The sequence below is a fragment of the Streptosporangium subroseum genome, assembly GCF_900188345.1.
GTDB lineage: Bacteria > Actinomycetota > Actinomycetes > Streptosporangiales > Streptosporangiaceae > Streptosporangium > Streptosporangium subroseum.
The window spans coordinates 122174-146686 of record NZ_FZOD01000013.1 but is presented as its reverse complement, the minus strand read 5'-3'; the positions used below and the strand labels follow the sequence as shown (position 1 = coordinate 146686).

Genomic DNA, 24513 nt, shown 5'->3' with positions numbered 1-24513 from the left:
CGCCCGTCCTCAGGTGCGGGCCGTCCGGTATGAGGGTGTCCAGGCGAACCGATCGCCTCAGCGAGATCTACCCCTGTAGTACGCGCATGGCGGCCTTCTTGGCCTTGTTGCCGCAGGTGTTCATGGAGCACCACCGCCGGTTGCCGCCTCGGCTGGTGTCGAGATAGAGACCACCGCAGTCGGGGCCTTCGCACGTCTTCACGCGCTGACGATCCTGACCTCCCAGGACCTGGATCGCATTCTCAGCGATGAGCGCGAGCGCGTCGCCTATGGGAGCGGGGCCGTCACTGCGCCAGCGGGCGTTTCCATCGCCGAGTTCGAGGTAGGCCCTGCCCTGCCGGACTGCCTCGTTGATCGTGTCGATGTCGGCCGGGGCCGGCTTCTGATTGTTCGCGATGGCCTTCCCCGCGCGGTGTATGGCTTCCCGGAGCTCGTGCGCCGCCACGAGGTCGGCGGCGCGCGCTGTCTTAGACCCGAGCCGCAGTCCGTTGGCGTCGAGCCAGAGATCAAGCCTCGCCGGTGTGGTGAGTCGCTCGAACGGGTCGGCGCGCCGGGAGCCGACGGTCGCGGTGAAGCGGAACGCGAGGGTCTCGTTGTCGAGCCGGAACACCTCGCGAGCGCCTTGGCCTGGAATCGACACGTTCACAACCGGGCTCGCCTCTCGTTGTCGAACCATCTGAAGCGGTTCGACAGACGGTATCACCCGTGGCATGGTTGAACCATCTAAGACGGTTCACCCGAAAGGTCGACATGTCCGCACCGCCGAGCGGCCGACCCTGATCGCGCGTCCGGATCGGCCACGCACCTGATATCCCGCTCCATCGTTTACGAAGAGGAACCCATGAGTACGATCGCTGTCGTCGGCCTCGGCGCGATGGGCAAGCCCGTCGCCCGCAATCTGGTCACCGCGGGACACGAGGTCACCGTGTGGAATCGCAGCCCGCAGATGGTCGCCGATCTCGTTGCGGCAGGCGCGCGTCCGGCCCGGAACGTGTCGGAGGCCTTTGAGTCAGGTGTGGTGTTCTCGGTGCTGACCGATGATCGGTCCGTCACGGACGTCTTCCTCGATCCCGGCCTTCTGGCGGGCGCGCCGGAGGGCGCGGTGCATGTCAACCTCGCGACCGTCAGCACCGGCCTGGCCCGGCACGCCGCGCGGCTGCACGCCCGGCACGGCGTCGGCTACGTCGCCGCCCCGGTGTTCGGGCGTGTTCCCGTCGCCGAAGCGGGTCTTCTCAACGTCCTCGCCGCCGGTGACCCGGCCCTGATCGACCGGGTGCAGCCGTTCCTGGACGTCATCGGAACCCGCACCTGGCGGCTCGGCGACCGGCCCGAGCAGGCCAACATCGTGAAGATCCTCGGCAACTACCTCGTCGCCTCCGCCATCCAATCCCTTGGTGAGGCGATCAGCCTCGCCGAACATGCCGACGTCGACGCGGCGACGCTCGTCGAGTTGCTGACCTCGGCCCTGTTCCCCGGCCCCGTGTATTCGGGCTATGGCAACCTCATCGCCTCTCGCTCCTACGAACCGGCGGGGTTCACCACCTCGCTCGGGCTGAAGGATGTGAACCTCGCGCTCGACGCCGCGGAACAGGCCCGGCTCGCCCTGCCCGTCGGAGACGTTCTGCGCACCGTCCTGGCGGACGCGATCGCCGCGGGCCGCGCCGAGCAGGACTGGGCGTCCATCGCCGAGCTCCAGCGGGCGCGCACCGGCGGCCGACCGGCCTCCTGATCGTGAACGCGCGAAAATCCTGGGCGCCGGCCCGGTCGGCCCCCGAAGCACTCTGGGACCCGGCCGCTCAGGGCACGAGTTCTCGCTTCTCGGCCTTCCGTCCCCAGTCGGGGAGCAGCCGTGCGATCGGCTCGGAACGGCTCGCGATCAGCGGTCCGAACAGGGCGAGCACGAGCACGTACCCGGCGATGAACGGGGCGAGCCTGCCGTCCAGGCCCGCGGCCAGCGCCATGGTCGCCAGGATCAGGGCGAACTCACCGCGAGAGAGCACGGTGAGCGCGATGTTGACCGCCTCCAACGTGCCGAAGGAGTTCAGCCTCGCGGCCAGCGCGCCGGCCACGACGTTGAGCACCAGCGTGATCACCACCGCGATCACGATCGGCCAGGCGACCGAGAGCATGTCCCCCGGCTCGATGGACAGGCCGAAGGCGAAGAAGAACAGCGCGGCGAAGGCGTCCCTGAGCGGGTGGACGAGCCGGCGAATGCGAGGCGCCGCCTTGGTCGAGCTCAGAATGAGGCCGATCATGAAGGCGCCGATGGCGTCGGAGACGCCGAACTCCTCCGCGACCCCGGCGGTGAGGATCGCCAGACCGGTGAACGTCACCACGAGGAGCTCGTCGTCCCTGGTGCTCACCAGCTTGCTGACCAGCCGGGTGCCCCACCGGGCCAGGGCGGTCAGCACGAGCAGGAAGGCGAACGCCTTGCCGAAGGAGATCGCGGCGGCGGCGAAGTTGTCGGCGCCGCTGAGGACCGGCTGCAGCACGGCGAGGTAGAGCGCGAGGAAGACGTCCTCGACGACGATGATGCCGAGGATGAGTCGGCTCTCCGGATTGCCGAGGCGTCCGAGGTCGACGAGCAGCTTGGTCACGATCGCCGAGGAGGAGATGCCGATCACCCCGGCCAGCACCAGCGCCTCCCTGGTCCCCCATCCGACGGCGAATCCGAAGGCCAGACCGCCGCCGACGTTGAGCAGGATGTAGACGACTCCGGCCAGCACCAGCCGCCTGCCCCCCGAGACCAGGTCGTCGAGGGAGAACTCCAGGCCGAGGTAGAACAGCAGGAAGATCAGGCCGAGCGCGGCGATGACCTTCAGGTCCGCCGGGTTCTCGACCAGCGCGAGGCCGGGGGTGTGCGGGCCGAAGATGACGCCCGCGAGCATGAACAGCGGGATGGTCGGCAGCCCTATCCGGGTGCCGAGCCTGGCGATGATCCCGGCGGCCAGGAACGAGCCGCCGAGGGCTACGAGCGCGTCACCCAGCGCCATGAGGTCCCCCTCGAAGGGAGAATCCGGGCAGGGTGAACACACATTCGTGGAACATGGAAAACCTCCGTCAAGTGACCTGGGAACCGAATCTCAGAGATCGTTTGACGGAGGCGCTCGGGGACTGCTGTCATCGTTCACGGCCCGCGTGACGGGGCCCCGTCCCGAGGACAGGAGTGGGGCCGGCGTTCCGGTGCCGGGCGGCGCGAGCCCGAGGCCCGGCGGGGGCAGGGTGTGGGTCGCGGGATGGAGATGCGCGGGAGAGAGCCCCACCCCGCTGGCCAGCATTATCGCGGCGTCAGGAGCGACCGGGTGGTGGTCCGCGGGCTTCGAGAGCGGCGCGTAGAGGACGGCGAATATGGCCAGCAGCAGGGCCGCGACCGTACCGACGACCCTCCGCGACAAACCAGACCCTAACGCTTGGTGGAATTATCTACCATTTTACCAGTTCACCCGCCCGAGACGATCCGCTCGTGCAGCCGCGCGGCGGTCACCGGATCCCAGCCGAACGCCTCCCGGCCCGCAAGCCACGCCGCCGCCCCTGCCCCGTCCCCCGCCAGGACCGTCGAGGCCCCCAGCCGCTCCCGTACGGCGGAGCACACCGGTCCCTCGCTGGTCAGCACGCTTCCGGACAGCACGACGGGGCCGCTCTCCTCCGCCGTGCGCACCTCGGCCACCGTCCGGCAGAGCAGCCTGGCCGCCGTGTCCACGATCTCCAGCGCGGCCGGATCCCCCTCGGCCGCCGCCTGGCTGACCAGGGGCGCGAGCCTGGCCAGCTCCAGCGGGGGGCGCGACTGCGCCCCGATCACCAGCTTGATCGCCAGCGCCCGCATGCCCGCGAGCGTTCCGGCGGCCCCGGCACCGATCTCCGGAACCCCGCCTCGCAGGACCTCACCGTTCCCGGGAGACCGCCCCTGCGCCTCCTGAGCGCCGTTCCCAGAGCCTTGCGGTCCGCGCGGACCGCGCGTCACGTGCACGGCGTCCGGCGGTGACTCGTCGTCCCGCAGGGCGCCGGCCACCAGGCGGACCAGGCACCCGTCCGCCTCGCCCCGGCTGAGCGCGCGGGCGGCGACGCGGGCCGCCTCCCGCCCCAGCCAGAACCCGGAGCCCTCGTCCCCCAGCAGCCAGCCGAGCCCGTCGGCGATCACCGTCGGTTCGCCGTCCTCGATCCTGGCGGCGATCGCCCCGGTCCCGGCGATGAGCACGGTGCCGCACGGCTCCGCCGTACCGGCGGCGAACGCGATGCCCAGGTCACCGGTCAACCGTGGGGCGGGGCGCAGCCCGGCCGAGGCCCACATCAGGTCGAACACCGTCCGCTCCAGTGCCCCGGCCCCGGCCATCCCGATGACCGCCCCTGCCACCTGGGCGGGGTCGATCCCGCGGAGGGCGGGCTCCAGCGCTCTGCCGATGTTGGCGGCGGCCACCTCGGTCCCGTGGGCGGCCGGGTTGCCGCCCGCCGCCCTGCCGTACCCGACCCGCCGCCCCGAGGCGTCGAGCAGAACCGCGCGTGAGGACGTGCCGCCGACGTCCAGTCCCAGAACGAACATCGCGATCAGAGGTGTTCGCCGAGGAAGGAGGCCGTGGCCTCCACGGCCTGGGTGACGTACGGTTCGGCGTCGTAGAGGTCGATGTGCAGCCTGGCGTCCAGCCAGACGAGCTTCTTCGGCCCGTCCATCCGCTTGTACGCCTCCTCCGCGCCCTCGGGCGAGCAGAAACCGTCCACCACCCCGTGCACGATCAGACCGGGCTTGGGGGACAGGAAGTCGGCGCCGGTCATGTTGTCCAGGGTGATCAGCTCACGGACGGAGGCCCTGGTCACCTCGTTGCGCCAGTGCGCGGAAGCACCCCTGGAGGTGCCGTAGTAGGCGAACGGTTCTCCGGACGGCATGGCCGCCTCCCCCTCCTGTGCCACCGCGGGCAGGTATTCCACCGGACCACCCAGGTCCTGGCGCTCCAGTATCCCGGCGAAGGAGCTCAGCGCGTCCTGGTAACCGCCCGGCGACATTCCGGCGCGCATGCCGTAGGGGTTGTTGTAGGCCCCGGCGATGCCCGCGAAGACCTTCACCCGGGGATCGAACGCGGCGAACTTGAGCGCGTAGCCCCCGCCGAGACAGATCCCGACCGCGCCGATCCGCTCGCCGTCCACCTCGGGCCGCGAGCGGAGCAGCGAGACGGCGGCCCGCAGGTCGTGCAGTTTGCCCTGCGGGTCCTCGTGGCAGCGCGGTTCGCCGCCGGATTCGCCCCAGTTCCGGTGGTCGAACGCCAGCGTCACGTATCCCGCCCCGGCCAGGCGAGACGCGTACAGCCCGATGACCTGGTCCCGGGTGCCGGTGAACGGTCCCGTGAGAACAAGCGCGGGGTGCGGACCCGGCGTCGCCGGAACCCGCAGGTCGCCGACGAGCGTGACGCCGTCGACCGTGAACTTCACCTTCTCGGACATACCCCCAAGTCTGTACGGCCTGCGCACCGGACGCCAAAAGCACCCGGCGATGCGCACGGTGACCGGAGGCCAGAAACGGATGCCTCCGGCCCCGCCTGGAGGGCGGGACCGGAGGGACACCCCCTGGAAAACCTAGGAGTCGAATCCCAGACCCATCCGGTCCAGGGTCCGCAACCAGAGGTTGCGGCGGCCCTGGTGGAGGTCGGCCTGGGCGATCGACCACCGGGTCATCTGGATCCCGGCCGAGCGAACCGGCTCGGGCGGGAAGGGGACCGGCTTCTCCTGGACCATCCGGAGCTCGGTCCGCTCGGTCCGCTCACCGCTCAGCAGGTCGAGCATGACATTGGCCCCGAAGCGGGTCGCGCCGACGCCCATGCCGGTGTAGCCGGCGGCGTAGGCGAGGCGCCCGCCGTGCGCCTGGCCGTAGAAGGCGCTGAACCGGCTGCAGGTGTCGATGACGCCGCCCCACTTGTGGGTGAAGCGCAGCTCGGAGAGCTGGGGGAACGTCACGGAGAAGTGTTCCGCCAGCTTGACGAAGGTCTCGTCGCGCTGCTCGTACTCCGGCTTGATCTTTCCGCCGTTGTAGTAGACCGCGTCGTAGCCACCCCAGAGAATGCGGTTGTCGTCGGTCAGCCGGTAGTAGTGGAACTGGTTGGCCGAGTCGCCGACGCCCTGCCGGTTGTGCCAGCCGACGGCGTCCATCTGCTCCGCGGAGAGCGGCTCGGTCATCAGCGCGTAGTCGTAGACCGGCACGAGGAAGTGCTTCAGCCGCCGCAGCAGCGGCTGGAACACCCCGGTGCCGAGAGCGACCTTGCCCGCCTTGACGGTGCCGTTCGGAGTGAGCAGATCCATGCTCACCTGGGAGTCCTTCATGGCCCGGACCGGCGTGCGCTCGTAGATGCGCACGCCCAGGGAGAGGCAGGCCTGCCTGAGCCCCCAGGCCAGCCGGGCGGGATCGAGCATGGCGCAGCCGTCGCGCTCCCACTGGCCTCCGATGTACGTGGGCGAGTTCACCTCCGCCCGGATCTGCTCCTGGTCGAGGATGTCGAAGCGGACACCCAGCTCGTGGGTGATCTCGGCGTGCTCGCTCATCGCCTCCAGCTGCCAGGGCTCGGTGGCCACGTGCAGCTCGCCGGTGCGCTCGTAGCCGCAGTCGATGTCGTATCTGGCGACGGCCTCGCCGATCTCGTCGAGGTTCGTGACACCCAGGCGCTCGAGCGTGGAGATCTCTTCGGGCCAGCGTTCGAGCCCGTTGGCGATCCCGTGGGTGAGCGTGGCCATCGCGAAGCCGCCGTTGCGGCCGGACGCCGCCCAGCCGATCCTGCGTCCCTCAAGCAGGACCACGTCGAGCGACGGATCGCGCTCCTTCGCCATCAGGGCGGTCCAGAGCCCCGAGAAGCCTCCGCCGACCACCGCGAGATCGGCGGTCGTGTTTCCGAAGAGCCGCGGCAGCGGCTCAGGTTTCGCCGGACTGTCGAGCCAGTACGGCTTGCGCTCCGCATCAGCAAGAGCCTTCAGCGGATCCACAAATCTCACTTCCCTACGTGAGTCAGGTTGTTTTTATGTGTATCGCGTGACCTTGAAGATCACGCGCGGGTTCCCCCCGCCTGAGTCCGATCTCGCCTCCCTGTTCTCTGCCGAGGATCTGGATACACCGAAGCCCCGCGCCGCCCTTCGGAGGCACGGGGCTGAGGGCAGTTTAGGTGCGGCGGCGGGAAGTCACCGTGTTGACCACGGCGATCACGACGCCTACTGCGAATATAAGCGTTCCGATGATGTTGACCTGTGGCGGCACCCCGATACGGGTGGCGCCCCAGATCCACAGTGGGAACGTCTGGACGGAACCGCTGGTGAACTGGGTGATCACGAAGTCGTCGATGGACAGCGCGAACGCCAGCAGCGCGCCCGAGACGACGCCGGGCAGGATCATCGGGAACGTCACCCGCCAGAACGTCACCCACGTGGACGCCCCGAGGTCGCGCGCCGCCTCCTCGATCGACGGATCCAGCCCGACCACCCGGGCCCGCACCGTGATCGCCACGAACGACAGCGAGAACAGCACGTGCGCGATGATCACGGTCACGAAGCCGGTCTGCACGCCGCTGCTGACGAACAGCGACAGCAGCGAGGCGCCCATGACGAGCTCCGGCGAGGCGATCGCGGCGAACAGCACCAGGTTGGTCGCGCCCTGCCCGCGGAACCGGTAACGGCCCAGGGCCAGGCCCATGAACGTGCCGATCACCGTCGTGATCACCACGCTGATCACAGCGATCTTGAGCGAGTTGAACACCGCGACGGTCAGATCGGGGTAGTCGCCCAGGCGGCCCCACCATTTGAGGGTGAAGCCCTGCCAGGTCACATTGGACTTGCTCTGGGTGTCGTTGAAGCCGAACACGATCATGACCACGATCGGCAGGAACAGCCAGGCGAGGATCAGCCAGACGTAGCCCTTGAGCAGCCCGTCACCGAACCGGCCGCTCCTCTTCCTGGTCACCGGCGGCCCGGACCGTGCGCCGGACGTCGTGCCGGACGCGCGCGGGGGCGGTACGGTGCCGACCGCGCCGGTTTCACTCGTGCTCGTCATCGGGCCGCCGCCTCCAGCACGTTCTCGGTGCCGAGCGCCTTGGCGTAGGCGAAGATGCCGATCAGCATCACCGCCATCAGCGTGAACGACAGCGCGGCGGCGGTCGGGTAGTCGTTGTTGACCAGATACTTGGTCTGGATGATGTTGCCGATCATCGTGTTCTGCGGGCCTCCGAGGATGCCGGCGTTGACGTAGTCCGCGGTCATCGGGACGAACGTCATCAGCACCCCGGCGAACACGCCCGGCAGCGAGAGCGGCAGCACGACCTTGGTGAAGGCCGAGCGCTTGGCCGCGTAGAGGTCCTGGGCGGCCTCGACCACCCGGGGATCCACCCGCTCCAGTGCCACGTAGATCGGCAGGATCATGAACGGCAGGTAGTTGTAGACCAGCCCGCCGATCACCGCCGTCGTCGTCTGCAGCACGTGGAAGTCGTCGGGCACCAGGCCCATCGACTTCATCGGGGACAGCAGAATGCCGTCGTCGGCCAGCAGGAACTTCCACGACACCGTGCGCAGCACGAACGAGACGAAGAACGGCAGCAGCACCAGCAGCAGGTAGGTGGACTTCCGGGCGCCGCCCTTGAAGGCGATCCAGTAGGCCACCGGGTAGGCCATCGCGATGGAGATGACCGTGGCGACCAGGCCGTATCCGGCGGACCTCAGGAACTGCGTCTGGTACTGCACCAGCGCGTCGCCGTACACCGAGAAGTTGAACGTCTGGACGAAACCGTTCACCACGTCGCCCTCCTGGGTGGAGACCGAGGCCATGAAGACCATCGGCACCACCAGGAAGATCACCAGCCAGAGGCCGCCGGGCAGGATGAGCAGGTAGGGAGCGAAGCGTTTCATCGGTCGCTCACCTCACGAGGCTCGCGGCGCTCAGGGCGCCGGATCGGCTCCATGACCTCTAGCCCTGCGTGACCGGCTGGAAGATGCTCTCGAAGATCTTCTCCTCCGCGGAGGTCAGCGCCTTGTACGACCGCAGCTTGGCCTGGTCCGCCTCGGAGGGGTAGATCAGCGGGCTGTTGGCGATCTGCTCCAGCGACGCCTTGTCGTCACCCGTGGCCTTCTCCGCGTCGGCGAGGACCAGGTCCTTGGTGGCGGGCACCGGGGTGATGTAGTTGATGTACTCCACCAGCATGGTGGCGATCTTGGGCTGGTAGACGTAGTCCATCAGCGTCAGCGCGTCCACCGGGTTCTGCGCGGTCTTGGGGATGCACATGTTGTCGGTCCAGATCGTGCCGCCCTCCTGGGGCACCACGAACTTCAGGTCCTTGCCCTCGGCGACCTGCTGGAAGATGTCGCCCGACCAGGCCATGGTGATCCACACGTCGCCCCGGGCGAGCGCGTCGACGTAGTCGTTCTCGTAGTACTTGCGGACGAGCCCCGCGTCGCGCTGCTGCTTGAGCTTCTCGCCGGCCTTCCGCCAGTCGGCCTCGCCCGAGGTGTCGGGGTCGATGCCCAGGGCGAACATGCCGAAGTTCGCGACCTCCTGGGTGTCGAGCATCATGCCGACCTTGCCCTTGTACTTGGGGTTCCAGAGGTCCTCCATGCTGGTGACCTCGTCCACGTACTTGGGGTTGTAGGCGATGCCGGTGAGACCGACCGTCCACGGGATCGTGTGGGTGTTGTTCGGGTCCCAGGTCGGGTTCTTGACCTTCGGCGCCGCGTTGGCGGCGAAGTTCGGCAGCTTGGAGTGGTCCAGCGGGACCAGGTAGCCCAGCTCGATGGCCTTGCTCAGCTGGAGGCCGTTGGTCAGGACCATCAGGTCGTAGCCGATGTCGTTGTTGGCCGCGAGCAGAGGCTGGACCTTGCCGAAGAACGTGCTGTTGTCCTGGATGGCCTCCTGGTAGTCCACCTGGATGCCGGTGTCCTTGGTGAACAGGTCCAGCGACGGATACTTCTTGCCGTCCTTGTCGATGTACAGCGGCCAGTTGGCGAAGCGCAGGGTGCCGTTCTTCTTCTGGGCGGCCCAGTATTCGGCGACGGCGTCCTTCTGCGGCGCCGCGACCTTCTTGCCCTGGACACCGCAGGCGGCCAGCGCGAGACCGGCGGCCGACAGTCCCGCCATACGGAAGGCGTCACGACGGGTGACGGAACGGCTCTGCGTCATGCCACGCAGAAAGGCGGGGTTCGTGCGGGAATCGTGCATGGCAGGACTCAACTTCCGATTGCGTACGAGTGTTGCGGCTGCCACGACAGCCAGACGGCATCGCCACGCTCCGCCGTGCTCGTACTGTCGACCGCGTTCTGCTGGAATACGGTGACCTCGGCACCGTCGGCCAGACTTACCGCGTAGCTGTTGTAAAGGCCGAGATAGACCACTTCGAAGACGGTGCCGCGCACGACGCTGACGTCACCCGTCGGCTCCTCGGTGGAGATCCTGATCTTCTCCGGCCGTACCGTGACGGCGATCGGGTCTCCGGCCCGGTGTGTTTCACCGGCCACGAGCACCCGGTCCTCCCCTCCGAGCTTGAGCACGGCGAAGCCGGAGGTGATCCGGTCCACGGTGCCGCTGAGCAGGTTGGAGGTGCCGATGAATCCGGCGACGAACGGGGTGGCCGGACGCTCGTAAATCTCGCGGGGTGAGGCGAGTTGGTCGACCTGGCCGTCGTTCATGACGGCGATGCGGTCGCTCATGGTGAGCGCCTCGCTCTGGTCGTGCGTCACGTAGACGAACGTGATGCCCACCTCGCGCTGGATTCGCTTGAGCTCGATCTGCATGGCCTGGCGGAGCTTGAGGTCCAGGGCGCCCAGCGGCTCGTCCAGCAGGAGCGCCCGGGGGTTGTTGACCAGGGCTCGGGCCAGGGCGACCCGCTGCTGCTGACCGCCGGACATCTCCCGGGGACGGCGCTTCTCACGGCCGGTGAGGTCGACGATCTCCAGGATCTCGCCGACCCGCCGCTTGATCTCGTCGGCCGCCACCTTCTTGCGCCTGAGACCGAAGGCGACGTTCTCCCAGACGTTCATGTGCGGGAACAGCGCGTAGGACTGGAACACCATGTTCACATCGCGCTTGTTGGGAGGCACGTCGGTCACGTCCTGGCCGTGCAACCACACCTTGCCCTGCGTCGGATCCTCGAACCCGGCGATCATGCGCATGGTCGTGGTCTTACCGCAGCCCGAAGGTCCGAGGAGCGAGAAGAACTCTCCCTCGGTGATCGACATGGTGACGCCCTTGACCGCCCGGACGGCCTCTCCCTGGGAGAGGTATTCCTTGACGACCCCGTCGAGTTCGATGGCGGGCACATTGGACGAGCCGGAGGCGGCGGCGGCCGCCTCAATGCCCGCCTGGGTTTCGGTCATGCCAGGCTTATCCCTCTGTTCGCGGCTATTCGCCGATGTAGTGCATGACGTGCTTGATGCGAAGGTAATCGTGCAGTCCGAAAACGGACAAATCCTTGCCGTAACCAGAGTGCTTGAAGCCTCCGTGAGGCATTTCTGAGACGAAAGGGATGTGAGTGTTAACCCACACGACGCCGAAGTCAAGACGCTTTGACACGCGCATCGCCCGGCCGTGGTTCGACGTCCACACCGAACTCGACAGGCCGTACCTGACGCCGTTGGCCTTGGCCACGGCGTCGGCCTCGTCGGAGAAGGTCTGGACGGTGATGACAGGCCCGAAGACCTCGTCCTGCACCATCTCGTCGTCCTGGTGGAGGCCGTCCACGATGGTCGGCGCGAAGAAGTAGCCCTTGTCACCCACCCTGTGGCCGCCGGTCAGGATCTTGGCGTGATCCGGGACCCGGTCGAAGAAGCCCGAGACGCGGGCCAGCTGGCTTGCGTTGTTGAGCGGGCCGTACAGGGCGTCCTCGTTGGACAGGTCACCCGTCACGGTGTTCACGGCCGCCTCGGTGAGCGCGGCCACGAACTCGTCGTGGACGTTCTCGTGGACCAGCACGCGGCAGGCCGCCGTGCAGTCCTGGCCGGCGTTGTAGAGACCCGCCGTGGCGATGGCGTCGGCGGCGGCCTTGAGGTCGGTGACGTCGTCGAAGACGACGACCGGGGCCTTGCCGCCGAGCTCCAGGTGGACCCGCTTGAGGTCGTCGGCCGCGGACTTGGCCACGGCCATGCCGGCGCCGACCGAACCGGTGATCGCGACCATCTGCGCGGTCGGGTGTCCCACGACCAGGGCACCGGTCTCGCGGTCGCCGGCGACGACGTTGAAGACGCCCTTCGGCAGGATCTCGCCCAGGATCTCGGCCAGCTTGATCGTGGCGGCCGGGGTGGTGTCGGAGGGCTTGAGCACGACGGTGTTCCCCGCGGCGATCGCGGGGGCGATCTTCCAGACCGCCATCATCATCGGATAGTTCCAGGGCGTGACCTGGCCCACGACGCCGATCGGCTCGTACCGGATCATGGAGGTGTGGTCCGCGAGGAACTCACCCGACGTCGGTCCCTCCAGCGTGCGCGCGGCGCCCGCGAAGAAGCGGAAGTGATCGGCGGCGATCGGCGTCTCGTCCTCCGCCATGCGGGCGCGCGGCTTGCCGGTGTTGAGGCACTCGGCCTCGTTCAGCTCGTCGGCCCGCGCCTCGATCGCGTCGGCGACCTTGAGGAGCAGATTGGCGCGTTCGCCCGGCGTGGTCTGGCTCCAGGATTCGAACGCGGCGGCTGCCGCGGCATAGGCTGCGTCGACGTCCTCCGGACCGGAGATCGGGGCCTGAAGATAGGCCTCTCCGGTGCAGGGGTCGATGACATCGGAGAACCTGCCGCTTTTGGCGTCCACGAACTCACCGTTGATGTAATTCCGCAGGTGAGTGGGTGCGTGGTTCTCAACCGGGGTGGTCAAGGTCGACCTCCTTGCGCTTGGGGCTGAGTTGTCGCGACTCTTACAGAGAGGAAGCCTCGCGACAAGGGATTTCGTTGTTAAGATACCAAATTGCTACGAAATCGCTTGACAGAAGGCCCAGAACTGACACCATGTCGCATCGGAGCCGCAACATGACGGCAACAGCCTCGCAACATGACGCCAGGGAGCGCGGATGACGACGCCGCCCAAGGTACGCCGCGAAAACGACGCCAGGCCTGGCCCCGTCGTCCTCGATGAGATCTCCAAGCAGATCATCGAACAGCTGCAGGCGGACGGGCGCAAGCCCTACGCCGCCATCGGCAAGGCAGTGGGCCTGTCCGAGGCCGCCGTACGCCAGCGGGTTCAGCGCCTGATCGACGGCGGAGTCATGCAGATCGTCGCGGTGACCGACCCGCTCACCCTGGGCTTCTCCCGCCAGGCCATGATCGGCATCAAGTGCGAGGGCGATCTGGAGATGGTGGCCGACGAGTTGTCGGCCATCAAGGAGATCGACTATGTCGTCCTGACCGCCGGATCCCTCGACGTCATGGTCGAGGTCGTCTGCGAGAGCGACCAGCACCTCCTGGAGATCCTCGGCAAGATCCGCGCCATTCCCGCGGTCCGCGCCACCGAGACCTTCGTCTACCTCAGACTCCACAAGCAGACCTACTCCTGGGGCACTCGCTGACGCGCCGCAGGCCCGCCGGACGGCGGATGGCGACGGGCCCCCGAGGCGTCAGACGCCCACCGAGATAGGTGTGTCCGGGGAGAACTCCGTGTGGATCCGCCCTGCGGAAACACCCATGCGCAACAGGCGGTCCGTCGTCTCGCGCACCATGTCCGTGGAGCCGCAGACGAAGACGTCGCCGTCGAGATACACGCGATGGCGCTCCACCGCGTCGATCACGGTCTCCCCCCGGTAATGGTCATGGGAGACCGCGTGGACCACCCGGAGCCGGCCGTGACGGTTCCGCAGATCCATCAGGTCGGCCTCGTCGTAGGCGTCCGCATCGTGCCGGACGCCGTGGAAGAGATCCATCAGCGGCCGGTCCGGCAGTGACACCGATTCCTGCACGATCGCCTTCAGCGGTGCCAGCCCCGTCCCGCCGGCGATGAGCACCACGTGCGGGGAAGTCGCCCGCTCCAGCACCAGCGACCCCCGCGGCGGCCCCACCAGCAGGGAGTCTCCTACCCGCAGGTGGCGCGCCAGTGCCGTGCTGACCCATCCGCCCGGGACGACGCGCACGTGGAAGGTGAGCGTGTTGTCCGCACGGGGCGCGTTCGCGATCGAGTACGACCGCCAGATCTTCGGCCAGTGCGGAGTCTGCAGGGTGGCGTACTGGCCTGCTCGATAGGGATAGGGATAGTCCGCCTGGACGGTGAACACCACGATCTCGGGCGTCCGCATCTCATGCGCCACCACGGTGCCGATCCAGGAGGCGGGAGCGCCGGCCTCGTCCTGCGCGGCAGCTTTGATCATCACGTCGGCGATGGTCTGGTACGCCTCCGCCCACGCCTCGCTGTACTCCGGACGCCAGGAGCCTGCGGCGTTGGCCCGCATCGCCGCGATCAGACAGGCGCCTACCGCCGGATAGTGCTCGGGCCGGACACCGTACTTGCGGTGATCTCGGGCGAGCTGGCCCAGGTAGTCGACCAGGCCGGGACCGGCCTCAAGGTTGAGCACCACCCGGGTGAGCGCGCCGAGCAACCGGTCGCGCTGGTCGCCCATCGCGGGCGGGAAGAGTTCGCGGACACCGGGGTGGTCGGCGAACAGCTTGCCGTAGAAGTGGGCGGCCACCTTGGCGGCCGCCGGCTCGACGAGAGACCAGCTACGGCGAATGAGCTCGATGTCGATCGACATGACGTCAGCCGGTCCTTTCCCTCACCTCTTCCCGCCCCGGTCTGCGCGACTCCGCTCCGGCCGCCCGCAGCTGCGGCACGCCGAAATACTCCTCTCCCGCGGGCTTGCGCCCAGCGGGACCGCGCTCCCTGCGATCCTGCTTGGAGAAGCGCGGGATGTGCTTCGAACAGTGGATGTAAGCCTCCTCGACCTCTACCGTGACCCAGCGGTCGGCACGACGGCCGGGGGCGGTGCGGTCGTCGTCGACCAGGCCGTGACGGCGCTCGGCGTCGTAGGAGGTTGTGATCGTGGCGGAGCCGTTGACGTGCAGGCCTACGAGATCCTCGAAGAAGTCGACGAACAGCAGGCTGATGTGGGCGTTCTCCATGATGTTGCCGAGGCTGGCGAGCACGCCGTTGCCGCGGAACTCCGGGTAGATCAGCGTCCTGTCTCCCAGCACCCGCACGAACCCGGGAGGGCCGGCGCGGAATGTCGTGTCGCAGTTGCCCGCAGCGTCGGCCGTGCCCACGAAGGCCATCTCCTGGCGCGCCAGGAACTCACGCATCTCATCGGTGAGGTGATCCACGACCTGCCGGTCGTAGAAGCGCTTCGCCTTGTCCCCGGTGTCGAACAGCCGTTGGAGCACGTGCTCGCCACGGGATCCCGGCAGATGCTCACCGCTGTCAAGTCCGCCGTACGGCGAATGTAGGTCACTCATGTCACTCTCCGTAAACGTCGTACCTCTGGCCACATAAGTGACGGAGCATAGACCAGATATCACAAGCAGGGTAAATTTTTCTGACAATTCCGAGTGATGCTCACTTTTCACGAGTCCACGTGGTGATCACGCCGTGACAGGCTCCTCCACGATCACGGCCATGACGCCCCGCCACCGACGAGTGCGGCTTCCGACGGAGATACGGCCCCCTCAATACCCGTGGAAAACAGTTCAAACACACGTCTCTCGCGCCGTGCCCGAACGGCCCCTCCCGAAGGGACAGACCCGCCAAAAGCAAACGATCACGGTAGGGTGACGGGCCTATGCGGCTTTCCAGCGTGTCCTTTCGATACTCACGTCGCGGTCCCTGGGTCCTGCGGGACGTCGAGCTCACGCTCGATCCCGGCTCCGTCATCGAGGTCACCGGCCGGAACGGCGCGGGCAAATCCACACTGCTGCGCCTGCTGGCCGGGATCATGCCCACCTCCCGGGGCACGATCGCCGGCCGCCCCGGCGTCGTCGGCTACGCCCCCGACGTGTTCCCCGTGGGTCAGCCCTTCACCGTGATCGGCTATCTGGAACACATGTCCAGGATCCGGGGCGTCTCCCTCGCCTCCACCGAGGAGCTCGCCGTACGGCTGAACGCGACTCACCTGCTGGGCCAGCCGCTCGGCGACCTGTCCAAGGGCAGCGCGCAGAAGGTCGGGCTGATCCAGTCGCTGATGGCCCCGCCGGACCTGCTGATCCTGGATGAACCCTTCGCGGGACTGGACCAGCAGACGCGCGCCGAGCTCCCCCTGATCATCGACGAGATCGCCGCGAGCGGCGGGATAGTCGTGGTCAGCGACCACCAGAACCAGCTCCAAAACTTCCCCGGCGCCGACCACTGGCTCGTCGAGGACGGCGCGGTCACCTCCCGGAGCGGCGAACGGTCACAGGTATCCGCTCCCCCGGACGGCGCGGAAACCCGGCAGGCGCCCCCTTCCCCGGACGGCATGGAGACGCCGCGGCCCTCCGCCTCCCCCTCCCAGGGCGACAGGCAGCCGCCCATCTCCCAGCCGTTCGCCCCTCAGAGCGGCGAAGGGGCACGGCAGGTGGTCATCGAAGTGCTCGTGGACGCCGACGACGCCGACGAGATCGAGCAGAAACTCCGCGCCGACGGCTACCTCACCAGGCGGACCTCATGATCCATCTCGTGCGCTTCAAGCTCGCCGCCTATGCCCGGTCGCACCGGCTGCTCCAGCCGATGATCGGGCTGACCGTGATGCTGATCCTCTTCTACTCCACGCTGATCCCGCCGGGCAGCGAGCTGTCCTCCTACGCGGACTCCGCCGGGCTGCTGATCGTCGTCTTCGCCTGGGCGTCCCGGGGACTGCTCGACACCGAGCCTCCGACGCAGCGGCTGATCTCGATGACCGCGGCCAGAGGACCTGTCCGGGAGATCACGGCGGGCCTGATCAGCGCGCTCGTCGTCAACCTCGGCATGGCCGCGATCGCGATCGTGATGCCGCTGATCCACGGCTTCGCCGCCATGCCCGTCCCCGCCGACCTGATGCGCGGCATCGGGCTGCACGTGCTCAGCCTGAGCGTCGGGACCGCACTGGGCGCGCTCGCCAGCAACGCGATCCTGCCCTCACCCGCCGTCTCGATGCTGGTCCTGTTCGGCGGCTACGTGGCCCTGCTGCTGATCAGCCTCACCCCGGTGGGCCGTTTCTCGGTGCCGGTCGTGCTCTGGATGCGCGCGGCGAACGAGGGAGCGCTCGACGGGGCCCTACCCGGCCTCGCCGCGGCGGCACTGTTCTGGGCCGCCGCCGGCATGGTGTTCTACGTACGGCTCCGCCGCACGAGACCTTGAATTCCGCTGCCACCCGCGACGCCCGCCCGCGCCTTGTCAATGAGGGGCCGGTATACGGGTTTTACGGGCGCAGCGTACGACGAAAGCGTCGGATGCTCCTATCGGGGCGTGGTCACCTCCCAGAGAGAGCTCACCGGCATGGCGCGCAGTCGCTCACCGAACGGGAGCGTCTGAGTCCCCGTATAGAGGACGACTCCCGCCACGAAATCGTCGCCGAGACGGTCTGCGAGATGCCGCAGTCCCCGAAAATCATCTGGCCGCACCGTCGATGACGCCTTCACCTCGATCCCGACCACACGCCCCTGGCGATTCTCCAGGACGGCGTCGACCTCGACCTTGTCCTTCGTCCGATAGTGAAACAGCTCTACGCGTTCTTCGGACCAGGTGAGCTGGCGAGCCAACTCCATGAGGACAAAACCTTCCAGGAGCGGGCCGAAGGCGCCGTCAGGACGCAGCAGGCTCCTGGAGTCGGTTCCCAGAAGGTTCGCCGCTGTCCCTGAATCGACAAAGGCGACCTTGGGCGTCCCGATCGCACGGCTGCTGAGATTTCGTGACCAGGCCGGAATCCGTTTGATCAGGAACACCTCTTCCAGCAGACCCAGGTAGCGATGCACGGTGTTCGCGGAAAGCCCGATCACGTTGCTCAAGCCACCGGCGACCAGCAACTGGCCCGATCGAGCTGCCAGCAGCCGCACCAGAGCCCGCATCTCCGACATTCGTTCGATCTCTGCCAGCTGGCTCACATCTCGTGCGATGAGATCTTCCACGTATGAATCAAAGAATCTCTCTCGCCTGCGGACATTCGATCGCGCGACGGCTTCGGGAAATCCGCCCCGGACGATCCGCTCCGTGTACTCGGCGCGGCTGACCGTCGACTCATGGCGGAGATTCTCACCTTCGACGAAGAGCGCGTCCACGAACCCGTCGGCCGCACCGTCGATCTCACCCTGCGAGAACGGCCACAGTTCGATGGTCTCCATCCGGCCGGGCAGCGCCCGGAGCCCGAGCACCCTGGCCGACCCGGTCAGCAGGTAGCGGCCCGGCCTCGGGTCCATGTCCACCTGTTCTTTGATCGCGAGCAGCAGTTCGGGAACCCGCTGAATCTCGTCGATCACCATGAGCTCGGGGAACGCGACGAAACCGGCGGGATCCGTGATCGCGGCCTGGCGAACGACAGGGGCATCGAGATTACGCCACTCTCCCGCACGTCCCTTCACGAGAAGACGAACCAGCGTGCTCTTGCCACACTGGCGCGCGCCCGTGATCAGAGTGACACGCGTGTCGGCCAGAGCCTCTTCCACAGCTCTTTCAGCGCGTCGCGGGAGGACCTTACCGAGGGGGCTCGGTGAGCTGCTGACCATGGGTTCAGCATGGTATAGCCGAAGTCGGCTGACAGGTTGGTCGCTGGGTTGCTTGCAGATTGGTCGCGACGCGGCGATGCGGCGGGATGCCGGGCGGCAGGGAAACGCCGCTCGCGGGAAGGACCGCGAGCGGCGGTCGGCGCCTCGGGGGCGCAGCCGTACGGCGTGCCAGGCGACGGCGGCGAGTAACGGCTACTCGGCGGCGGCCAGCTGACCGCAGGCGCCGTCGATCTCGCGGCCACGGGTGTCACGGACCGTCACCGCCACGCCGTGGGACTCCAGGCGCCGGACGAAGGCGCGCTCGTCCTCCGGCCGGGAGGCGGTCCACTTCGAGCCCGGAGTCGGGTTGAGCGGGATCAGGTTGACGTGCACGAGCTGGTTCTTGATGAGCCGGCCGAGCAGGTCCGCCCGCCACTCCTGGTCGTTGATGTCCTTGATCAGCGCGTATTCGATGGAGACACGGCGCTTGGTCTTGGCCGTGTACTCCCAGGCCGCGTCGAGAACCTCGGCGACCTTCCAGCGGGTGTTGATCGGCACCAGGGTGTCGCGGAGCTCGTCGTCGGGCGCGTGCAGGGAGACCGCCAGCGTCACCGGCAGGCCCTCGTCGGCGAGCTTGCCGATCGCCGGCACCAGGCCGACGGTGGAGACCGTGATGCCCCGGGCGGAGATGCCCAGGCCGTCGGGGGCGGGCTCGACCATCCGGCGGACGGCGCCGATCACGGCCTTGTAGTTGGCCAGCGGCTCGCCCATACCCATGAAGACCACGTTGTTGACCCGCCCGGGGCCACCGGGGACATCGCCCGAGGCCAGTGCCCGCGCTCCGGCGACGACCTGCTCGACGATCTCGGCGGTGGTCATGTTGCGGGTCAGACCGGCCTGGCCGGTGGCGCAGAACGGGCAGTTCATGCCGCATCCGGCCTGGGAGGACACGCACATGGTGGTGCGGTCGGTGTAACGCATGAGGACCGACTCGACCAGCGCGCCGTCGAACAGCCGCCACAACATCTTGCGGGTGGTGCCGCTGTCGGTGGTCATCTCCCGGACCGAGGTCAGGAGAGTGGGGAACAGCGCGGTCGTGAGTTTCTCCCGAGCAGCGGCCGGCAGATCGGTCATCAGGCTCGGGTCGCTGTTCAGTTTCTCGAAGTAGTGCCGGGAGAGCTGATCGGCGCGGAACGGCTTCTCACCCAGCTCGGCGACCGCCGCCCGGCGCTCGGCCATGGTCAGATCGGCCAGGTGACGCGCGGGCTTGGCCCGCGGACGCGCCACGAAGGTGAGCTGGCCGGGTACGGGGGCCCCGGGCGGGCTGACAGTCGACAAGTCCAACGCCTTCTCTCGACGGTTACACGAATGCTCGAAGCGGTGCTCAACCTTGATCTAGAGTCCGGAGGTATGGCGACAATCCGCCCCGCAGGAGAGCGGGGAGACGGCGTCGAGGTCATACTCACCGACGTCAATCCCTATGGGAGCCGCACCCTGGTGGTCGAACGCGACGAGACTTCCTCGGTAGCTTACCTGTGCGGGTCCGGAGGCATGGTGCACGGAGCGGCCTGGCTGGCCAACCACGGCCCGGCCCCGGCCGAGATCGACCTGGAGCGCATGAACTCCGGGCTGCCTCCGGTGGTGCCCCGGGCGAACACCCGGCACCCCGGCGGCAGGCCCCCGTTGGGCACGCTGCGACCGCTGTGGTTCGAGGAGGGCGACGGCGTCGCCCTGTACGAGAACGACGAGCTCCTCGTGGTCATTCCTGGCTGGGCGGACATGAGCAGGGGAATGCCGGGCTACTCCCGGGACGCGGTGGGCGAGTCGCCGTTCGCCTGGTCGCTGGAGGAGGCTTACGACGGCCTGGCCTCCCGGCTGGCCAAGGCGCAGGCCTACTGGCAGTGGCGCGGGGGCAACGGCGCCTGGGCGACGTTCCAGCAGTTCGTGATGGGCCATCTGGACAGGAAAGTCGGGACCGCCGGCAGGTTCTGGGACGCCGGAGGCGACCGGCTGCCCACGGTGGGCATCACCGAGCGCCCTCCGGAGCGGGGGCGGAACCACACGATCCTGTCCACGGTCGGGATGAGCTGCCAGCGGATGCCCACCGTGGAGCAGTACATCGACAGGCCGGAGGCCTACGCCCGGGTGGAGCTCGCCGTCGCCGCTCCCGGTGACGCACGCGACGCGGCCCGGCTGTTCCTCTGGCTGGGACAGTATCCATGGCACTCGGTCACCTGGCTGGGCCACGGCCACACCGCCAAGTGGTACCACCGGCCGGAGACCTTCCCCCTCGGTTCCGCCTACAGCGGCGTCATGATGCTGGCCGGACTGCCGGGACTACCCGAACTGTCGGGTTTCACCTTTGGCGGCGACGCCGTGCAGTGGCTCTGGCTGATCCCGATCACCGCCGACGAGCTGCGCCTGGTCACGGCGGAGGGATACGGCGCGCTGGTCCCCCGGCTGTCCGCCGCCCGGCTCACACGGGCGGGGTGAACGGTCTCCGCCGCTGGATCACACCAGCAAGGTGAGAAGCACCCAGACCGGAATCAGTGCGACGACCAGCGAGTCGAGGCGATCCATCATGCCGCCGTGACCCGGCAGGAAGCTGCTCATGTCCTTGACGCCGAGGTCCCGCTTGATCGCCGATTCGATCAGGTCGCCGAGCGTGGCGAAGACCACCACGACCGCGCCGATCAGCACGCCCTTCCAGACGTCCTCCTCCAGCCGCCAGGACACCAGCCAGCCGCCCACGGCCATGCAGGCCAGCGCGGAGCCGGCGAAGCCCTCCCAGGTCTTCTTCGGGCTGATCAACGAGGACATCTTGTGCTTGCCGAAGGAGATTCCGGCGAAATACCCGCCGATGTCACTCGCGACCGTGGTGGCGATGAAAACGAGCACCAGATCCGCACCCCGGTTGCCCTGCTCGCCGTGAACGGCGAGCAGCAGCGCCGCGAATCCGGCGAGCAGCGAGGGATAGACCAGGACCAGGATGGTCGCGGTGATGTCGCGGACGTAGTTCTCGACGCCCTGGAACATCCGCCAGAACATCAGCAGAAGCACCGTCATCGCGAAGCTGCCGAGCAGCCACGCGGTCCCGCCCCAGTAGGCGCCGCCGATCATGACGGTCATTCCCACGAGGGCGGGAATCAACGGAACGTTGATTCCCCTGGCCGCGAACGACCGGACCAGCTCTGTCACGCCGATGCCCACCGCCGCGATCACCACGGCGAGGAAAAGCACCTTTACGAAGTAGAGGGAGGCGATGGTGACCGCACCCAGGGCGGCACCCACCGCGATCGCAACGGGAAGATTCCTGCCGGTACGGCTACTACCCGCCGCGGGTTCCAAGGCGTCCTACTTTCATACACAAAATCCTTGTCCCGCGTGGGTCTTTCGCGCGGGACAAGGATCATGGCTCAGACTTCGAGCAGCTCGGCTTCCTTGCGCTTGAGCAGCTCGTCAATCTCGGCGACGTGCTTCTGAGTGAGATCGTCGAGCTCCTTCTCAGCGCGACGCACCTCGTCTTCACCGGCCTCGCTGTCCTTGACCATCTTGTCGAGGGTCTCCTTGGCGTGGCGGCGGATGGTGCGGATGGAGACCTTCGACTGCTCCGCCTTGCCGCGGGCAACCTTGATGTACTCCTTGCGACGCTCCTCCGACAGCTCGGGGAAGGACACGCGGATGACCACACCGTCGTTACCGGGGTTGACACCGAGGTCCGAGTTACGGATCGCCTTCTCGATCGCACCCATCGAGCTCTTGTCGAAGGGCTGGATGATGATCATGCGAGCCTCGGAGGCGTGGAACGAGGCCAGTTGCTGAATGGGAGTGGGCGTCCCGTAGTACTCAGCGCTGATCTTGTTGAACATCGACGGGGTGACGCGGCCTGTGCGGATACCTGCGAAGTCTTCCTTCGCCACCGACACGGCCTTGTCCATCTTGTCCTCGGCTTCGAGGAGGGTTTCGTCGATCACAGCGGCTCCCTGTCTTCTCGGTCACTCACCATTCCTCACTCACTTCATGGCACGCTCCTACGTCGCGCACCACTCCGCTCGCTACGTCAGGCTCGCTCTCCACCTTTGGGTCGCTTACCTTCCTCACTCACTTCGCGGGACGCTCCTACGTCGCGCACCACTCCGCTCGCTACGTCAGGCTCGCTCCCTATTTCCCTGCCGGACTCACCAGCGTGCCGATCTTCTCACCACGCACCGCCCGCAGGATGTTGCCCTCACCCATGAGGTCGAAGACCACGATGGGCAGGCTGTTGTCCATACACAGGCTGATGGCGGTGGCGTCCATGACACCGAGACCACGGGTCAACACCTCACCATATTCGAGGTGATCGAATCGGACGGCGTCGGGGTTCTTCCGAGGGTCCGCGTCATAGACGCCGTCTACCTGGGTGCCCTTGAGCAGCGCCTCGGCACCGATCTCCAGTGCGCGCTGCGCGGCGCAGGTGTCGGTGGAGAAGAACGGCGATCCGAGCCCCGCCCCGAAGATGACCACTCGCCCCTTCTCAAGGTGGCGGATGGCGCGGCGGGGCAGGAAGGGCTCGGCGACCTGCTGCATGGTGATGGCCGTCTGGACGCGGGTGCCGACGCCTCGCTTCTCCAGGAAGTCCTGGAGGGCCAGGCAGTTGATGACCGTGCCGAGCATCCCCATGTAGTCGGCCCTTGCGCGGTCCATGCCGCGTTCGGACAGGGCGGCACCCCGGAACATGTTGCCGCCGCCGACCACGATCGAGACCTGCACGCCCTCACTGACGGCCTCGGCGATCGAGTCGGCGAGATGACCCACAACGCCCGGATCGATGCCCAGCGGTTCACCTCCGGCGAAGGCCTCGCCGGACAGTTTCAGCATGACCCGCTTCCAGCGAAGCGGGTCCGAATACGACGAAACCGCCGACGTAGCGGGTTCCGGGTTCTCCTGCACGGCGGCGGCCTCCTCGTTTAGTGCTCTACTGAGAGCTGGATCAAGATTTAAGCCTGGCCGACCTTGAAGCGGACGAAGGCCTGGACCTTGACACCGTTGTCGTCGGCGAACTTCGCGATGGACTTCTTGTTGTCCTTCACGAAAGCCTGCTCAAGCAGGGTGAAGTCCCTGTACCAGCCGTTGATCCGTCCATCGACGATCTTACCGATGGCGGCCTCGGGCTTGCCCTCCTCGCGGGTCATCTCCTCGAAGAGCGCGCGCTCCTTCTGGATGACGTCAGCGGGGACCTCGGCGGAGCTGAGGTACTTCGGAGCCATCGCGGCGGCGTGCTGCGCGATGTCCTTGGCGACCTCGGCGTTCGCGCTGTCGAGCTGCACGAGAACGCCGACCGCCGGGGGAAGCTGGGGGTCGGTCTTGTGCATGTAGGCGCCGATGAAGCCGCCCTCGAGCACCGCGAAACGGCGGATCTCGATCTTCTCACCGAGCGCGACGTTAGCCTCGTCCAGGTGCGTCTTGACGCTGCTGCCACCGAGGTCGGAGTCGAGCAGCGCGGGAACGTCGGCGGGCTTGGTGGCCAGGATGTGCGCGACGACCTGGGCCGCGAGCTCCTGGAAACGCTCGCCCTTGGCGACGAAGTCGGTCTCGCAGTTGAGCTCGAGCAGCGCGGCGGCGGAGTCGCCGTCCTGCTTCAGAGCGACCAGGCCGTTGGAGGCGGTGCGAGCCTCGCGCTTGCCAACGTCCTTGGCGCCCTTGAGCCGCAGGATCTCGACGGCGCGGTCGAAGTCGCCCTCGGACTCCTCAAGAGCCTTCTTGCAGTCCATCATGCCGGCGGCGGTCAGCTCACGAAGCCGCTTCACGTCGGCCATGTTCACGGAAGCCATTGTCTTTTCCTCGTCGGGATCATCACTGATCTCAGAAGTCGGCATGAGATCAGGTAGCTGGGTGGATCAGGTGGGTGCCCTCAGGTGAGGGCACCCACCCGGAAGGGTCGTGCGGGTCGTACGGCCGGGCCGTACGAGAAGAAGC

Annotated in this window: 24 protein-coding genes; 5 read left to right on the top strand and 19 right to left on the bottom strand. The window is 67.5% G+C overall.

From position 1 onward, the window contains the following. Window positions 1-67: 67 nt before the first annotated feature. A complete protein-coding gene (locus CHC08_RS16085; RefSeq protein ID WP_218825325.1) occupies window positions 68-712 on the bottom strand; it encodes a CGNR zinc finger domain-containing protein in 645 nt (214 codons plus the stop codon). Between the two features lie 129 nt (window positions 713-841). On the opposite strand from CHC08_RS16085, the gene CHC08_RS16080 reads away from it, so the two are divergent. After that, on the top strand, window positions 842-1729 hold the full coding sequence (locus CHC08_RS16080; RefSeq protein WP_089208078.1) for an NAD(P)-dependent oxidoreductase: 888 nt from the start codon (window positions 842-844) through the stop codon (window positions 1727-1729). 67 nt (window positions 1730-1796) lie between these two features. Here CHC08_RS16080 and CHC08_RS16075 read toward each other — a convergent pair whose 3' ends face one another. The 10 genes from CHC08_RS16075 to CHC08_RS16030 all read right to left on the bottom strand — a co-directional run bounded on the left by CHC08_RS16075 (window position 1797) and on the right by CHC08_RS16030 (window position 12802). Continuing rightward, a complete protein-coding gene (locus CHC08_RS16075; protein WP_089208077.1) occupies window positions 1797-2993 on the bottom strand; it encodes a cation:proton antiporter in 1197 nt (398 codons plus the stop codon). A 90-nt stretch (window positions 2994-3083) separates the two neighbouring features. Further along, entirely contained in the window at window positions 3084-3395 is a 312-nt protein-coding gene (locus tag CHC08_RS16070) for a hypothetical protein (protein WP_089208076.1), read from the bottom strand. A gap of 44 nt (window positions 3396-3439) precedes the next feature. Beyond that, the gene (locus CHC08_RS16065; protein WP_089208075.1) at window positions 3440-4537 is read right to left on the bottom strand and encodes an N-acetylglucosamine kinase; all 1098 of its coding nucleotides are present in this window, start codon (window positions 4535-4537) and stop codon (window positions 3440-3442) included. Between the two features lie 5 nt (window positions 4538-4542). Continuing rightward, window positions 4543-5430: an alpha/beta hydrolase gene (locus tag CHC08_RS16060; RefSeq protein WP_089208074.1), complete on the bottom strand. Its 888-nt coding sequence runs from the start codon at window positions 5428-5430 to the stop codon at window positions 4543-4545. Between the two features lie 132 nt (window positions 5431-5562). Next, window positions 5563-6957 carry an NAD(P)/FAD-dependent oxidoreductase gene (locus CHC08_RS16055; RefSeq protein ID WP_089208073.1) on the bottom strand — a complete coding sequence of 465 codons (1395 nt, stop codon included), beginning with the start codon at window positions 6955-6957 and terminating at the stop codon, window positions 5563-5565. Window positions 6958-7129: 172 nt separating this feature from the next. Then, window positions 7130-8014, bottom strand: a complete 885-nt coding sequence (locus tag CHC08_RS16050; RefSeq protein ID WP_089208072.1) for an ABC transporter permease — start codon at window positions 8012-8014, stop codon at window positions 7130-7132. After that, window positions 8011-8862, bottom strand: a complete 852-nt coding sequence (locus CHC08_RS16045) for an ABC transporter permease (protein WP_089208071.1) — start codon at window positions 8860-8862, stop codon at window positions 8011-8013. Before CHC08_RS16045 ends, CHC08_RS16050 begins: the two co-directional genes overlap by 4 nt. A 58-nt stretch (window positions 8863-8920) precedes the next feature. Then, window positions 8921-10126, bottom strand: a complete 1206-nt coding sequence (locus CHC08_RS16040) for a polyamine ABC transporter substrate-binding protein (RefSeq protein WP_245878351.1) — start codon at window positions 10124-10126, stop codon at window positions 8921-8923. Between the two features lie 47 nt (window positions 10127-10173). Continuing rightward, a complete protein-coding gene (locus CHC08_RS16035) occupies window positions 10174-11319 on the bottom strand; it encodes an ABC transporter ATP-binding protein (protein WP_089208069.1) in 1146 nt (381 codons plus the stop codon). Window positions 11320-11344: 25 nt separating this feature from the next. Beyond that, window positions 11345-12802 carry an aminobutyraldehyde dehydrogenase gene (locus CHC08_RS16030; RefSeq protein ID WP_179282066.1) on the bottom strand — a complete coding sequence of 486 codons (1458 nt, stop codon included), beginning with the start codon at window positions 12800-12802 and terminating at the stop codon, window positions 11345-11347. Between the two features lie 193 nt (window positions 12803-12995). Here CHC08_RS16030 and CHC08_RS16025 point away from each other — a divergent pair, with 193 nt between their 5' ends. Beyond that, entirely contained in the window at window positions 12996-13490 is a 495-nt protein-coding gene (locus CHC08_RS16025) for an Lrp/AsnC family transcriptional regulator (protein ID WP_089208068.1), read from the top strand. Between the two features lie 48 nt (window positions 13491-13538). Here CHC08_RS16025 and CHC08_RS16020 read toward each other — a convergent pair whose 3' ends face one another. Beyond that, window positions 13539-14663 carry a globin domain-containing protein gene (locus CHC08_RS16020; protein ID WP_089208067.1) on the bottom strand — a complete coding sequence of 375 codons (1125 nt, stop codon included), beginning with the start codon at window positions 14661-14663 and terminating at the stop codon, window positions 13539-13541. Between the two features lie 4 nt (window positions 14664-14667). Next, entirely contained in the window at window positions 14668-15360 is a 693-nt protein-coding gene (locus tag CHC08_RS16015; protein ID WP_089208066.1) for a pyridoxamine 5'-phosphate oxidase family protein, read from the bottom strand. Between the two features lie 338 nt (window positions 15361-15698). On the opposite strand from CHC08_RS16015, the gene CHC08_RS16010 reads away from it, so the two are divergent. Then, complete coding sequence (locus CHC08_RS16010; RefSeq protein ID WP_245878350.1) at window positions 15699-16547, top strand: ABC transporter ATP-binding protein; 849 nt, start codon at window positions 15699-15701, stop codon at window positions 16545-16547. Further along, entirely contained in the window at window positions 16544-17215 is a 672-nt protein-coding gene (locus CHC08_RS16005; RefSeq protein ID WP_089208065.1) for a hypothetical protein, read from the top strand. Before CHC08_RS16010 ends, CHC08_RS16005 begins: the two co-directional genes overlap by 4 nt. A 98-nt stretch (window positions 17216-17313) precedes the next feature. Here the strand turns inward: CHC08_RS16005 and CHC08_RS16000 are convergent, their stop codons facing one another. Together CHC08_RS16000 and rlmN are read right to left on the bottom strand one after the other, a co-directional pair. Continuing rightward, on the bottom strand, window positions 17314-18576 hold the full coding sequence (locus CHC08_RS16000; protein ID WP_089208064.1) for an ATP-binding protein: 1263 nt from the start codon (window positions 18574-18576) through the stop codon (window positions 17314-17316). Window positions 18577-18768: 192 nt separating this feature from the next. Next, complete coding sequence (rlmN, locus tag CHC08_RS15995; RefSeq protein ID WP_089208137.1) at window positions 18769-19893, bottom strand: dual-specificity RNA methyltransferase RlmN; 1125 nt, start codon at window positions 19891-19893, stop codon at window positions 18769-18771. Between the two features lie 72 nt (window positions 19894-19965). Here rlmN and CHC08_RS15990 point away from each other — a divergent pair, with 72 nt between their 5' ends. After that, the gene (locus CHC08_RS15990) at window positions 19966-21048 is read left to right on the top strand and encodes a suppressor of fused domain protein (RefSeq protein WP_089208063.1); all 1083 of its coding nucleotides are present in this window, start codon (window positions 19966-19968) and stop codon (window positions 21046-21048) included. Window positions 21049-21066: 18 nt separating this feature from the next. Here the strand turns inward: CHC08_RS15990 and CHC08_RS15985 are convergent, their stop codons facing one another. The 4 genes from CHC08_RS15985 to tsf all read right to left on the bottom strand — a co-directional run bounded on the left by CHC08_RS15985 (window position 21067) and on the right by tsf (window position 24368). After that, a complete protein-coding gene (locus CHC08_RS15985) occupies window positions 21067-21903 on the bottom strand; it encodes a phosphatidate cytidylyltransferase (RefSeq protein WP_245878348.1) in 837 nt (278 codons plus the stop codon). A gap of 68 nt (window positions 21904-21971) precedes the next feature. Continuing rightward, complete coding sequence (gene frr / locus CHC08_RS15980) at window positions 21972-22529, bottom strand: ribosome recycling factor (protein WP_089208061.1); 558 nt, start codon at window positions 22527-22529, stop codon at window positions 21972-21974. A gap of 187 nt (window positions 22530-22716) precedes the next feature. Continuing rightward, window positions 22717-23415, bottom strand: coding sequence for a UMP kinase (gene pyrH / locus CHC08_RS15975; RefSeq protein WP_239514130.1), 699 nt, complete (start codon window positions 23413-23415; stop codon window positions 22717-22719). Window positions 23416-23534: 119 nt separating this feature from the next. Continuing rightward, on the bottom strand, window positions 23535-24368 hold the full coding sequence (gene tsf, locus CHC08_RS15970; protein ID WP_089208059.1) for a translation elongation factor Ts: 834 nt from the start codon (window positions 24366-24368) through the stop codon (window positions 23535-23537). Between the last annotated feature and the right edge of the window lie 145 nt (window positions 24369-24513).